Here is a 13,157-nt window from a genome sequence, read left to right on the forward strand (position 1 = left end):
CACGCCCAAAACACCGGCGACGTCCTCACCGCCAACACCATCCTCATGGACGCCTTCTACACCGACGTCCGACCCGACCTCGCCCACTGGCGCACCACCCACGGACTCCCCGAAAACCCCACCACCGCCTACACCACCTCCACCTACCCCCACACCATCACCACCCAACGCACCACCGGACAACCAACCGGATGGGGCGCATAACCGCACGGAGAACAGCCGGCTCCATCACTGAAACGGGAATCAGGACATGACCACGACCACGGTAGAAGAACTCATCGCTCGATCCAACAGGCTCGGATCGGATCCGACAGTCACGAACTACGCCGGGGGCAACACCTCCGCGAAGGGCGTCGCGATCGATCCGGTCACCCAGGAACAGGTCGAGCTGCTGTGGGTGAAGGGCTCCGGCGGCGACCTCGGCACCCTCACCGAGGACGGTCTCGTGGTCCTGCGTCTCGACCGACTGCGCGCCCTCGTCGACGTCTACCCCGGCGTGGAGCACGAAGACGAGATGGTCGCGGCATTCGACTACACGCTGCACGGACGAAGCGCCGTCGCGCCGTCCATCGACACCATGATGCACGCGCTCGTCGATGCGACCCATGTCGACCACCTGCACCCCGACGTCGGGATCGCCTTCGCCACCGCGGTCGACGGCGAAGCGCTCACGGCGGCGGCGTTCGGCGGCCGGGTGCTGTGGGTGCCCTGGCGGAGGCCGGGCTTCCAGCTGGCGCTCGACGTCGCCGCCCTCCAGCGCGAGCATCCGGAGGCCATCGGCTGCATCCTGGGCGGTCACGGCATCACCGCGTGGGGCGACACGAGCGACGAGGCCGAGGCGAACAGCCTGTGGATCATCCACACCGCGGCGGAGTACATCGCCGAGCACGGACGCGCGAACCCCCTCGGGACACCGCTGCCCGGGTACGAGCCGCTACCCGCCGACCAGCGCCGGGCGAAGGCAGCCGCGATCGCGGCGCACCTCCGTGGCCTCGTCTCGAACGACCGGCCGCAGGTCGGCTGCTTCACCGACGCCGCCGTGGTCCTCGACTTCCTCGCCGCCTCTGAGCATCCGCGGCTCGCGGCCCTCGGCACCAGCTGTCCCGACCACTTCCTGCGGACCAAGGTGAAGCCGCTCCTGCTCGACCTGCCGGGGACGGCATCCGTCGAGGAGTCCGTCGCCCGTCTCGACGAGCTGATCGCCGACTACCGGGTCGAGTACCAGGCGTACTACGACCGGCACGCCGAGGAAGACTCGCCCGCGATCCGCGGCGCCGATCCGGCCATCGTCCTCATCCCCGGCGTCGGGATGTTCAGCTACGGCCCGGACAGGCAGACGGCCAGGGTCGCCGGCGAGTTCTACGTCAACGCCATCAACGTCATGCGGGGAGCCGAGGCGATCTCCAGCTACTCGCCGATCGACGAGGCGGAGAAGTTCCGTATCGAATACTGGTCCCTCGAGGAGGCCAAACTGCGGCGCCGGCCGAAGCCCCGACCGCTCGCCGGTCGAATCGCGCTCGTCACGGGCGCCGCATCCGGCATCGGCAAGGCGATCGCGACCCGTCTCGCGGCGGAGGGCTCCTGCGTCGTGATCGCCGACCTCGACCTCGCGAAGGCACAGGATGCCGCGAGCGGACTCGGATCGACGGACGTCGCCATCGGCCTCCAGGCGGACGTCACCGACGAGGCCCAGGTGCAGGCAGCGGTGGACGCCACCCTGCTGGCCTTCGGCGGCATCGACCTGGTCGTCAACAACGCGGGCCTGTCGCTGTCCAAGTCGCTGCTGGAGACCACGGTCGCTGACTGGGATCTGCAGCACAACGTCATGGCGAAGGGCTCCTTCCTCGTCTCCCGGGCGGCGGCGAAGGCCCTCATCGACCAACGTCTCGGCGGGGACATCGTCTACATCTCGTCGAAGAACTCCGTCTTCGCCGGCCCGAACAACGTGGCCTATTCGGCCACCAAGGCGGATCAGGCGCATCAGGTGCGCCTGCTCGCCGCCGAGCTCGGCGAACACGGGATCAGGGTCAACGGGATCAATCCCGACGGGGTGGTCCGCGGCTCCGGGATCTTCGCCGGGGGCTGGGGGGCGAAGCGCGCCGCCGTCTACGGCGTTCCTGAGGAGGACCTGGGCAAGTACTACGCCCAGAGAACCCTGCTCAAGCGGGAGGTGCTGCCGGAGAACGTGGCGAACGCGGTGTTCGTGCTGTGCACCAGCGACCTCAGCCACACGACGGGGACGCACATCCCCGTGGACGCCGGCGTCGCCGCCGCCTTCCTCCGATGAGAGATCCCCGACCGACAGAGAATCCGAGGCCCACATGCTAGAGAGACGTTTCCCCCGACCGCGCGACCTCGCGCCGCTGATGCGCTTCAAGGCCCCGCAATGGAACGCCAAGCGGCGGCGGCTGGAGGCCGCGCTCACCATCGACGACCTGCGCAGGATCGCGCAGCGCCGGACGCCGAAGGCCCCCTTCGACTACACGGAGGGCGGTGCGGAGGCGGAGATCTCGATGGGCCGCGCGCGTCAGGCGTTCGAGGACATCCAGTTCAATCCCGGCATCCTCAGGGACGTCTCCGTCGTCGATACCTCGTCGACGGTGCTCGGCGCCACCGTCGCCCTGCCGTTCGGGATCGCGCCGACGGGATTCACCCGGATGATGAACGCCGAGGGAGAGATCGCCGGAGCATCCGCGGCGGCCGCAGCGGGCATCCCGTTCGCCCTCTCGACCATGGGCACCACCGCCATCGAAGACGTCAAGGCGGCGAATCCGGACGGACGCAACTGGTTCCAGCTCTACATGTGGAAGGACCGCGAGCGCTCCATGGCCCTGGTCGACCGGGCCGCGAAGGCCGGCTTCGACACCCTACTGGTGACGGTCGACGTCCCGGTCGCCGGCGCTCGCCTGCGAGACAAGCGCAACGGTTTCTCCATTCCGCCACAGCTGACCCTCGGCACCGTGCTCAACGCCATCCCCCGGCCAGAATGGTGGATCAATTTCCTCACCACCGAGCCTCTCGCCTTCGCCTCGCTGGACCGCTGGAGCGGCACCGTCGGCGAGCTGCTCGATACCATGTTCGACCCAACGGTCACCTTCGAGGATCTGGCCTGGATCAAGTCGCAGTGGCCGGGAACGCTCGTGGTCAAGGGGGTGCAGAATCTCGAGGATGCGAAGAAGCTCGCGTCCCTGGGCGTCGACGGCATCACGCTCTCCAACCACGGCGGCCGCCAGCTCGACCGGGCACCCATCCCGTTCCATCTCCTCCCCGAGGTCGTGCGCGAGGTGGGCATGGACGCCGAGATCCACCTCGACACGGGCATCCGATCCGGGGCCGACATCGTCGCGGCGATCGCGCTCGGCGCACGGTTCACCATGATCGGTCGCGCCTACCTCTACGGCCTCATGGCGGGCGGACGCGAGGGCGTCGATCGCACGATCACGATCCTCGCCGACCAGATCACCCGCACCATGCGCCTGCTCGGCGTGAAGGACCTCGCCGAGCTCGAGCCCGGCCACGTCACCCAGCTGCAGCGGCTCGCGCCGCGGGCGTGATTGCCGGGGCGCCGACAATAAGCGTTCGTCGGTGCGAACCGGCGGATTTTCCCCCCAGATCCTCAGCGCACACCATCCCAGGGGATGCGCGTGGCACGATCCGGGTCGTCCAGGGTGGCGCTCTTTGTGTCGAACCGGCGCACCTGACGCGCGTCTGCGGTGTACGGGGCCCATCCCGGGTCACCAGTCCGGGCGAACCGTATCCATGCGTCGTGCATCTCGCGTGCGAGGGCGGGGGACGCGGCGTCGCCGAGAAGCATGCGCCATCCGGGATCATCGAGAGTGTCGAAGACGAAGGGCAACTCTGCGGCGTGGCATGCTCCGAGTTCTCCGCCGAAAGCGGGTGACCGCCAGGCGAATTCGTACAGGTGGCTGCGCCCATGAGCCTCGGCGGTGCGGATTGCGGGGATGCGGTAGATCCAGTCCGTCGTCATCGCCACCGCAGCGTCAGCCGGATGCCCGTACGCCTTCCGGTAGGCGCGCGCCACACGCAGCGGGATGCGTGATTTCCAGGCCAGCAGCCAGAACAGAGACCAGCGCACTGTGTTGACTCCGGTCGGCGCCAGCGCGAGACGGGTCTCCTCGGCGTTCCAGCCCACGAGCAGATCGACATCGGATGCGACACCCGCTGCGACCGCATCGATCGGACGGGCTGGCAGTGAGTCGCCGTCCACGATGGGTTCGAAGGGCAGTCCGTTGCGGGCGACATCCCCCCAGCGGGCCTTCGACGGCTTCCGCTGCACGGCGGCTAATAACTGCTTCTGCGCTGCCAGAACCTCATCGCTCGGCACGTGCCCGATCGCCTCCAGCGACGGGTTGACATGAAGCATCCGCGCCAGCGCGGTGGCAACCTTGTGCGCGGAACCGGCGCTGATGGAGTGAAAGGTCGATCCAGACTGCATGATGGCCCGGCGAAAGAGGCCGCGGGCGGCGGGCATCGCGAGCAGCGCGCCGATGCTCATGCCGCCCGAGGACTCCCCGAACACCGTGACCTGTTCGGGGTCGCCGCCGAACGCAGCAATGTTGTCGTGTACCCACTGCAGGGCGCAGATCTGGTCGAGCAAGGAGACGTTCGCGGGACCGTCACCAAACCAGACCATGCCCTCGGCACCCAGGCGATAGTTGAGCGTGACCAGCACGACACCGTCGCGGGCGAAGCGCGTGCCGTCATAGGCGCTCACGGAGCCCGAGCCGCTCCACCACCCGCCACCGTGGATGAACACCATCACCGCGTGAGCGGAGCCATCCGGCGGCGCCCAGACATTGAGATTGAGGTAGTCCTCGCCGGGCGCGACACGATTGGGAAGGATCTCGCCGAACGCTCCAGCGCCCTCGAGTTGCGGCGCAGTCGGTCCGTAATCCGCGGCATCGTAAGTCTCGGCGAAGGGCGAGCGTGCTACAGGCGGCCGGAACCGTCGTTCGCCGAGTGGTGGTTCCGCGTACGGGATGCCGAGGAACCGGCGCACTCCGCTTTCGTCAACGCGACCACAGATCTCGCCGATGGGCGCCCTCACAGTGGTTCTCTCCGGCTTGTCCGTCACGATCGTCTCCGCCTTTCATTTCCCTCTGCACGACATCCTGTTGTCGGTCGCCCCGGCTGCGCGGAGTCGCGCTGCCAGGGTAGCCGTTCACGCTGAGCCGGGCGGGGTCGTATCCCTCGGGCAGACCGCTGGCATGGATGACGACGCGATCGCCAGACGACCAGTGATTGCCCGGGTTCCAGCTCGAAGGCAATCGTCTCGCGCAGCTCCTCCTTGCCCACGAAGGTCGTGAGCGTCACGATGGCGGTGCCGATCGTGTCCTCTCGACGGGCGGACACGGCGTGGCGAGACCGGGCCGGCATGCGCGGCGGCGATCTTCTGGTTCACGCATGGTCAGACTGATTTGTGCTCAGTAGCCTCTGCAGCTTTCGCCAACACGGCACTCCGCCACCGATCCTCGCGTTCCAGGTAAGGGTCATATGGTCGCTCGAGATAGTACGGAATCAGCGGCCGGAACCAGTCGAAGATACGCCGCAGCTCGGTCACCGCGCCTTCGTGGTAATCGACACGGAGATCCAGTTCGGCGAACGGTTCATCACCGAAGACGAGGAGCGCCCCCGAGAATTGGCCCTCGGATTGTCCGCCCGCAGCGACCGCGGCCTCCAGCGACGCCATCAGGCGATCGCTCAGCTCCCAGTCCGCTGTCTCCGTCATCGAGGCCGCCATCTCCTGCACGACCGCCTCAGATACCACGCCATTACCCATGCTGACGAATCCATCACCCTCGACATGGAGGCTGTGCATTCCCTCCAGCGGGGCGCTGAAGGCGGCCGTGTTGCCGTAGGAGTCGACGATGCCGATCTGTCGGCGATGGATGAACGGATCGCTCGACACCACCTCGGCCAGGACTTTCTGGGCGGAATATCCGAGGTCGAGGAGCCGGCCGACCAGCAGGGTCTGGCGCGGGTCGGCGATGAGCTGCACGCTCGCCGCTCCCATGCCGGGCCGCACGATCGGGCATCGGTTGCCGACCGCGGGGGCATGGGTGGCGATGCCCACTCCCAGCTTGTGGGTGCGCGGGCAGCGAGCGATGGTGGCGAAGGTCACTGTGCGTGCTCGGTTTCCTCTACCGGCACGACCCAGATCTCGGGGGTCACGCCGCCGGTCAGCAGTTCGACGCCGCCCTCCCGCACGACGACCATCTCCTCGACGATCATGATGCCTTCCGGCAACAGCCTCTCCTCGTCGGTCGGGGCCGTGGCACCCAGACGAATCCCGAGAACGGGTTCGATGGACAGCACCATGCCTGCGCGCAGCCGGGTCTCCGAGGTGTAGACACCCTCGGCTCCGAGCCACGGGAGCTCGTGGATATCGGCGCCGATACCGTGGCCGATGATCGTCGTCGCGTTGTACGCTTCGAGCCCGTGGGCGCGGAACACGTCGATGGCGGCCTCGTAGACGTCTCTCGCGATCGCTCCAGGACGGATCGCGGCCAAGGCCGCGCTGTTCGCCGCGTGTGAGATGTCGTACCACTTCGCGGTGATCTCGTTCACCGGACCGTACGAGGCGGTGCGGATGAAGTCGGTCACGTAGCCCTTGTAGGTCGCGCCGCCGTCGATGAGGATCCGATCGCCGACCACGAGAGGCTCGGTGTCATCCGCGACCGCGTTGGCGTGACGGATGCGCTTTCCCGCCATGACGCCCCATACCGACTGCTTGGTGCTGCTGACCTCGGCACCGGCGCCGTACATCTCGGTGCCGAGCGACACGGCGACGTCACGCTCGGTCATTCCCAGCTTGAGCGACTCCCAGGTGGTCTTCACGGCGGCGGTCGAGATCTCCGCGGCGAACCGGATGCGATCGATCTCGGCTTCGGACTTCAGCATTCGCACTGCCTCCGCAAGCGGAGTGATGTCGACGAACTCCACGCCGGGGAGTTCATCCTGCAGTTGGGTGAACTGCTCGATGTTCATGCCGAGGCGCTGGCCGAAGCCGAGTTCGATCCCGATCTTGCCCGAGTCGCCGATGATGTCGCGGATCATCTGCGCCGCGAACGGGATCGGCGCGACCTGAGGCGAGAACGCCCTGGGGGCATCGACCCACGCCGTGCCGGACGCGTTGGCGAATTCCTGGGCGGTGACGAGCAGTGAGGTGTCTTTCGCCGTGTCGGCGGAGAACGCGGTGATCACCGGGCGGAAGCGTGAGATCCACAGCACGCTGAGGTAGCCGGTGAAGTACCGCACGTTCTCCTCCTGCGTGAAGATCGTGCCGAGGATCCCCTCGGCCTTCATCAGAGCGGCAAGCCGCGCATACCGCAGCGCATACTCCGGGCCATCGAAGTCAGACCACCTCGGCGCGGTGATTTCCCGTCCGAGATCCGCGGCCGTCATCGGTTCGATGATGTCGAGTGCAGCGTTGAAGTCGTAGTCAGTGGTTCTGATCGTGTACATCGTGTGCTCCTTGTTGTGGGATGTTTCAGCCGTTGAGACGGGAGAGGAAACGCTTGGTCGCCTCCTGGGCGGGTGAACGGAGTACCTGGAGCGTGGGGCCGGACTCCGCCACACGTCCCTCCGAGACGAAGGTCACCGTGTCCGCGGCTTCCGCGGCGAACTGCATCTCGTGGGTGACCACGATCATGGTCATCCCCTCGCGAGCCAGCTCTTTCATGATCGCGATGACACCGCCGACGAGTTCGGGGTCGAGTGCCGAGGTCGGTTCGTCGAACAGCAGGACGCCGGGCCGCATCGCGAGGGCGCGCGCAATGGCGACCCGCTGCTTTTGGCCGCCGGAAAGCTGGCCCGGCAGTTTGTCCTGGTGGTCGGCGAGACCGAACGCGGCAAGCTCCCGTTCGGCAATGGCGCGAGCCTCGTCCTTCGAGCGGTGCAGCACGAGGCGCAGGGGCAACTCGACGTTCTCGATGGCGCGTTTGTGCGGAAAGAGATCGAAGCCCTGAGAGACCATGCCGACTCGACGTTGAAGACGAATCTGCGCGCTCGTCATCCTGGGAGCCCTCTCGCCGTCCGTTGCCGACTGCAGCACGTCGGAACCGACGCGGATCTCGCCTGCGTCGATGGTCTCGAGGCCGGCGAGGCTTCGCAGCAGGGTGGACTTGCCGCCGCCAGAGGGCCCGATGATCACGTGGGTCGACCTCGGCGGCACGCTGATGCTCACACCGTCCAGGATCACCTTGGATCCGAAGGACTTGCGAACTGCGGTCGCTGTCATGCCGACAGCCGGGACGCTGTCGAGGAGGAGGCTCTTGGACTTAGAGGATGGGGAATCGGCGCTCAATGTATCTCACCACCAGGATCAAGGGATAGGTCACACAGAAGTAGGCGATGGCGAGCCCGCTGTAGAGCTCGAGGGGGCGATAGGTGTCGGCGACCTGCACCTGGAACAGGTAGGTCAAATCGGTCACCGCGATGACCGAGAGCAGCGACGACTCCTTGAGAAGGGCGACGAATTGGTTGGTGACGGAGGGCAGCACCCGGCGCACCGTCTGCGGGATGAGCACCGCCGTGTACTTCTGCCAGGTCGTGAGCCCGAGGACGAATGAGGCATCGTGCTGTCCGCGATCGATCGAGGCGAGACCACCCCGGAATACCTCCGAGAGGAAGGCCGACGAGTTGAGGCTCAGCGCGATGACGCCCGCCACCATCGGGGTGAGGTGCACACCGAGGATGAGCGGCAGGACGTAGAAGATCCAGATGAGCTGTACCAACGCGGGTGTGGTGCGGAACAGCTCGACGTACACATAGATGATCTGGCCGAGAACGGGGATCCGTGCGATGCGGGCGGCAGCGATCAAGAAACCGAGGGTGGTCCCGATGACCAGGGAGATCAGGGAGACCAGAAGGGTGGTCTCGATGCCGAGCCCCAGGGATTTCAGCGTCTCGGGGGCGATGAGGATCGACCAGTCCCAGTTGTACGCGTTCATGCGTCTCCGTTCATGCTGCTCCGTTCGGACGGTGGTGGAGTGGGTTCCCGGGGGAGGGCACAGGAGTTCCTCCCCCGGGAAGCCTCAGCCGAGGATGGCCTTGACCGTCAGATACTGCTTCTTGAGCTTGTCGATGGTTCCGTCAGCGGTCTTCGCCTTGATGAACGCATCGAATGAGGCCTTCAGCGCCGGCTCGTTCTGCGGAAGGCCGAACGAGACGGGTGTCGGATCCACACCGGCTGCTGTCGCGGGGACCGCGCGCAGGTTTGGATACTTCTGCGGGATGACCCCGCCGATGAGACTCGGCACGGAGATGGCCGTCGACGTCCCCGAGGTGACTTCCGCGATCAGATCGGCGTAGCTCGCGTTGCTCAGTTGACGTGTCTGGGCATCCGGCATGTGCGTTGTGGTCGCGGTCGCCTGGAAGGTCGACGCGTTGTAGGCGATCGTCACGCCCGAATCGTTGAGCGAATCGACCGTCTTGTACTTCGAGCTCTTCGCCACGACCCAGGTGTTGCCGCCCTCATAGAACGGAGCGCCGAAGTCGATCACCAGCTTGCGTTCCGGCGTCGCAGAGAGGGCGATCGCGAGCATCTCGACCTGGCCGGTTTGCAATGCCGCGATCATCGCGGTCGTCGTGACGGGCACGATCTTCAGCTTGACACCGAGCGACTTCGCGTATTCCCGGGAGAGTGTGGGAGTAATCCCGGAGAAGGTTCCGTCCGCGGCCTGTGAGGAGAACGGCGGGTTCGCCGCGATCCCCACGGTCAGTGTTCCGTCGTCGATGATCTTCTTCAGCAGGCCGGTGGCCGAACTCTTGGTTGAGGAACTGGTCGTTGCCGATGGGGCTGCGGCGGTGGTGCCGGCGCAGCCGGCGAGAGCGATTGCTGCTGTCACCGCGATGGCGGCTATGGCTGCCCTTCGAATGCGAATCATTGGAGCCTCCAGGGTGTGGAAATGGAATGAGGCCAACCATAAACAAACTGTTGATCCGCTTCAACGCGGTGTGATTGATTTTACACATTCGACACATTTCGGAAACGCAATGAATCATTGGAATATCGAAGATGATAGATATTAATCTACAACAGTATGTTGAATTTTGGTCCAGCGGCTCATTGCACGTGGTGTTGAAATTCGACATACTCAAAGAAGCTCGTCATTGACCAGGAAGGCGTCCCATGCGCACAAAGATCGACCGCGGCGAGTCCCCGGGACCGTTCTCGCCCGTCATCCGCGACGGCGAGATGGTCTACGTGGCCGGGCAGGGTGGCCTCGTCGATGGCGCGGTCGTGCAGGGTGGTATCACAGCCGAGACGGCGCAGGCCCTGGCCAACATCGAGAAGTTGCTGACCACGATCGGCGCGGGGGTCGATGACCTGGTGGCGGTGACCTGCTACCTCGTCGACATCCGCGAATGGGATCAAATGAACGTGGAGTGGACTAAATTCTTCGTGGGGAGAGCCGTGCCCACCCGCACCGCCATCGGTGTCGCAGGCCTTCCCCGGGGAATGCGTGTGGAAATGACGGCAACCGCCATCAAGCGTTAGGTCCCGGTATGACCGAACCAGCCAGGAGGGCCCCAGTGTCAGAGGTTACGGAACGCCAGCTCGACGATGCGCCGGCGATCCCCGCGCACGGCGAGACCGACCGTCTGGAAGCGCACGAAATCGTCGAGAAATACCTGTCGCTGATCGAGCCGCTCCAGGCGATGTTCGGCGATCGCACCGAGGTCGTGCTGCACGACCTCACCAATACCCCCAGCTCGATCGTTGCGATCGCGAACTCACTGACCGGACGCGTGGTCGGAGAGGCGACCGACCTGGGTCTGGTCGTCATGGCGCAGAAGGAGCGGTCGACGCAGCTGATCGGGTACCGCACCGATTTGGGTGGGGGCGTGATCTGCCGCTCGTCGACCATCTTCTTCTACGGCTCGGGCACCCGCCCACTGGTGGGCCTGTGTGTGAACACAGACGTTCGCGAGGTGATCGCGGCGAAGTCGACGCTGGATGCGATGCTCGGTTCGTGGTCCCTGGTCGAGGCAGAAACGGCGGTGTTCCACGACAACGTGGAAAACCTCTCCCAGGACGTGCTGCGTCGATCGATCAAGTCGGTCGGTGTTCCCGTCGAGGAGATGACGAAGAAGCAGAAGGTCGCCGTGGTGGCCGAGCTTCAGCGCAGCGGGTATTTCCTCATCCGGGAGGCAGCCGACCTCGCCGCTGCCGCCCTCGGCGTGACGCGGTTCACGATCTACAACTACCTCAACGAGATCCGCTAACCGACTCTCGGCGCAAGCGCATTCGCGGTCAGGCTGAAGCCGAGCCGACAACACGAACCCACGCCTATTCCTGACCATTCACGTCTCGGCTGCCGCGGACAAGCACAAAGCCCCGAGATCTCGGGGCCCTAGAGCTGAGGTACCTGGACTCGGACCGAGGAGAGCGGCGGTTGCTACGCGGCGGCAGGAATGAAGGCGCGGAGGTGCTCACGAAGCGCCTCATCGCACACGTACACGTACGTTCCCCGGATTCCTCGGGTGAGGAGCACCGCATAGATGTTCTTCACGTACCGCTCGATGTCGGTGTCGGTGTAGACGACGCCGCGTTTGCGGTTGTTCTCGAAACCCTTCTTGTCTCGATACTGGGTCCGATCGAAGCGGATCTCGCCGCGTGCCACGTCGAAACGCAGGTCGCGTCCGATGATCACACCTGCATAGTTGAGGTCGTATCCCTGCACGGTGTGGATCGAACCGACTTCTTGGAGGGCATCCGGCGAATTGATCCAATCCTTCTCCGCGGAGTTCCAGCGCCAACGATGTCCGTCTATCTCGATGTCGTAAGGGCGCTCCGCAAGCGGGATGCGCTTCATGCCTTTCTTCTTCGGATCCGACTCCCATTCCCACGCGTACCCGGCGGCGAGCCTGGAGAGCCCATGCTCCCGATCGCGTTCACGAATCAGCGCCTCCATCGCTCCGATGTCGTCGAACAGAGCGAACTCGTATTCCCCAAGATCCGGACGTGACGGTCGTGCTCCGGCCAGCATCTCCCGCACGAATCCGATGTAGTCAACTCCCGCCTTGACACGCATCTGCGTCTTCAGCGGGAAGAAGTGGTGGCTCGCCTTCGCCTCTCCGACGACCTCACCGATGACCTCGGGCGGGAGGTCGGCGGGACGTACGCTCTGCGCGGGGTCCATCAGCAGGATGGTGTGCTTGCTCTGCGCACGGATCCAGTCGAGCTGGGTGAACTCCGTGGAGTCCTCTCCGAAGAGTCGTTCGTTGATGCTCGTGAACGCTGCGTTGAGGGAGCCCGATGACTGGTTCGCTCGCTGGTTCAGGCGATGCGCCTCGTCGACGACGAGAACGTCATACGGCTCCGCGGCCTTTCCCACGTCGTAGGCGGTGAGCACCATCGATCGGTCGAGACCCGGTGCGCGATCGAACACCTTGGTGATGGATGTGCGGAGCGATTGCTGCGGGACCACGATTCCGAACCGCAGTCCCCTGAGCAACTCGGGATAACCTTGCGCAAAGAAGTCCGAGATCGGGTTCCCTTGCTCGGCGTCATCGACGCCGCGTGATGCCTCGATGTCTCGAAGTGTCTTGATCAACGAGATACCGACGACGGTCTTTCCGGTGCCGGGATTTCCCGAGACGACCATCGTTGTCGACCGGTCCGCTTCGATGTCCTCGAACAGGACCTTCAGGATCTCGAGGATCGCCCGCTCTTGATCGGGGACGAGCGATTTGAAGGGCGAGAGCTTGAAATAGTCGCTGTTCTCGATCTCGCGCAGCGAACGTTGGAAGAGACCTCGCTTTTGGAGTTCCTCGAAGATCTCGCGAAAGCGAGGTTGGAAGGACGCGCGGCCGGCGTATTCCTCGTTGCGGTGTCCGTCGTTCGCATTGATGACCGTATAGGTTCCGTCGGAGTAGAACCACTGGATCAGCAGTGATTCCAGGTCGTAGCACGCGGACCGGTGGAACGTGTCGTCGAGCAGGATGCGCGCAACGTCGAGGTGTTGCTTCTTCGGGTCCTGCCGGTGCTGCGTCATCCGGCGCAGAGCATTCCCGGTCTCGCCGATGTAGATGTCTCGCCGATCGTTGATCGCGTAGACCGCGGGCCAGTTGCTCAGCTTCCCCGTGGGATCCGGGTAGTCATGGATACTGGCCGCTTCGAAAGGGATCTC

General features: G+C 65.1%; 11 protein-coding genes and 1 pseudogene. 5 read left to right on the forward strand and 7 right to left on the reverse strand.

Translation table 11 applies throughout. The annotated features are described in order from the left end of the window. The 3 genes and pseudogenes from VGC18_RS01375 to VGC18_RS01385 form a co-directional block, all read left to right on the forward strand. Positions 1-204, forward strand: a pseudogene (locus VGC18_RS01375) (rhamnose isomerase); the annotation flags it as partial. Positions 205-250: 46 nt separating this feature from the next. Continuing rightward, complete coding sequence (locus VGC18_RS01380; RefSeq protein WP_331093447.1) at positions 251-2,287, forward strand: bifunctional aldolase/short-chain dehydrogenase; 2,037 nt, start codon at positions 251-253, stop codon at positions 2,285-2,287. A gap of 34 nt (positions 2,288-2,321) precedes the next feature. Continuing rightward, the gene (locus VGC18_RS01385) at positions 2,322-3,554 is read left to right on the forward strand and encodes an alpha-hydroxy acid oxidase (RefSeq protein WP_331093449.1); all 1,233 of its coding nucleotides are present in this window, start codon (positions 2,322-2,324) and stop codon (positions 3,552-3,554) included. A 62-nt stretch (positions 3,555-3,616) separates the two neighbouring features. Here VGC18_RS01385 and VGC18_RS01390 read toward each other — a convergent pair whose 3' ends face one another. The 6 genes from VGC18_RS01390 to VGC18_RS01415 form a co-directional block, all read right to left on the reverse strand. Beyond that, positions 3,617-5,095, reverse strand: a complete 1,479-nt coding sequence (locus VGC18_RS01390) for a carboxylesterase/lipase family protein (protein WP_331093451.1) — start codon at positions 5,093-5,095, stop codon at positions 3,617-3,619. A gap of 333 nt (positions 5,096-5,428) precedes the next feature. After that, the gene (locus VGC18_RS01395; protein WP_331093453.1) at positions 5,429-6,142 is read right to left on the reverse strand and encodes a DUF1028 domain-containing protein; all 714 of its coding nucleotides are present in this window, start codon (positions 6,140-6,142) and stop codon (positions 5,429-5,431) included. Next, positions 6,139-7,485, reverse strand: coding sequence for a Xaa-Pro peptidase family protein (locus VGC18_RS01400; RefSeq protein WP_331093455.1), 1,347 nt, complete (start codon positions 7,483-7,485; stop codon positions 6,139-6,141). The genes VGC18_RS01395 and VGC18_RS01400 overlap by 4 nt, the downstream gene beginning before the upstream one ends. A 25-nt stretch (positions 7,486-7,510) precedes the next feature. Continuing rightward, positions 7,511-8,260, reverse strand: coding sequence for an amino acid ABC transporter ATP-binding protein (locus VGC18_RS01405; RefSeq protein WP_331093458.1), 750 nt, complete (start codon positions 8,258-8,260; stop codon positions 7,511-7,513). Between the two features lie 40 nt (positions 8,261-8,300). Beyond that, positions 8,301-8,972: an amino acid ABC transporter permease gene (locus VGC18_RS01410; RefSeq protein ID WP_331093460.1), complete on the reverse strand. Its 672-nt coding sequence runs from the start codon at positions 8,970-8,972 to the stop codon at positions 8,301-8,303. A gap of 84 nt (positions 8,973-9,056) precedes the next feature. Next, positions 9,057-9,869 (reverse strand): transporter substrate-binding domain-containing protein, encoded by an 813-nt coding sequence (locus tag VGC18_RS01415; protein WP_331093462.1) that lies wholly within the window; start codon positions 9,867-9,869, stop codon positions 9,057-9,059. Positions 9,870-10,153: 284 nt separating this feature from the next. Here VGC18_RS01415 and VGC18_RS01420 point away from each other — a divergent pair, with 284 nt between their 5' ends. Both VGC18_RS01420 and VGC18_RS01425 read left to right on the forward strand, forming a co-directional pair. Further along, a complete protein-coding gene (locus VGC18_RS01420) occupies positions 10,154-10,522 on the forward strand; it encodes a RidA family protein (RefSeq protein WP_331093464.1) in 369 nt (122 codons plus the stop codon). Between the two features lie 35 nt (positions 10,523-10,557). Next, positions 10,558-11,250: a helix-turn-helix transcriptional regulator gene (locus VGC18_RS01425; protein WP_331093466.1), complete on the forward strand. Its 693-nt coding sequence runs from the start codon at positions 10,558-10,560 to the stop codon at positions 11,248-11,250. 173 nt (positions 11,251-11,423) lie between these two features. On the opposite strand, the gene VGC18_RS01430 is transcribed toward VGC18_RS01425, so the two are convergent. Continuing rightward, positions 11,424-13,157 (reverse strand): DNA/RNA helicase domain-containing protein (locus VGC18_RS01430; protein ID WP_331093468.1); only part of this gene is annotated, 1,734 nt, incomplete at its 5' end.

This window comes from Lacisediminihabitans sp. (assembly GCF_036404185.1).
GTDB lineage: Bacteria > Actinomycetota > Actinomycetes > Actinomycetales > Microbacteriaceae > Lacisediminihabitans.

What these genes read in the sequence shown, in the direction of transcription:
- VGC18_RS01400 (WP_331093455.1), bottom strand. Translation starts at nt 7,485, where the DNA reads ATGTACACGATCAGAACCACTGACTACGACTTCAACGCTGCACTCGAC.
- VGC18_RS01420 (WP_331093464.1), top strand. Translation starts at nt 10,154, where the DNA reads ATGCGCACAAAGATCGACCGCGGCGAGTCCCCGGGACCGTTCTCGCCC.
- VGC18_RS01385 (WP_331093449.1), top strand. Translation starts at nt 2,322, where the DNA reads ATGCTAGAGAGACGTTTCCCCCGACCGCGCGACCTCGCGCCGCTGATG.
- VGC18_RS01405 (WP_331093458.1), bottom strand. Translation starts at nt 8,260, where the DNA reads ATGACAGCGACCGCAGTTCGCAAGTCCTTCGGATCCAAGGTGATCCTG.
- VGC18_RS01380 (WP_331093447.1), top strand. Translation starts at nt 251, where the DNA reads ATGACCACGACCACGGTAGAAGAACTCATCGCTCGATCCAACAGGCTC.
- VGC18_RS01410 (WP_331093460.1), bottom strand. Translation starts at nt 8,972, where the DNA reads ATGAACGCGTACAACTGGGACTGGTCGATCCTCATCGCCCCCGAGACG.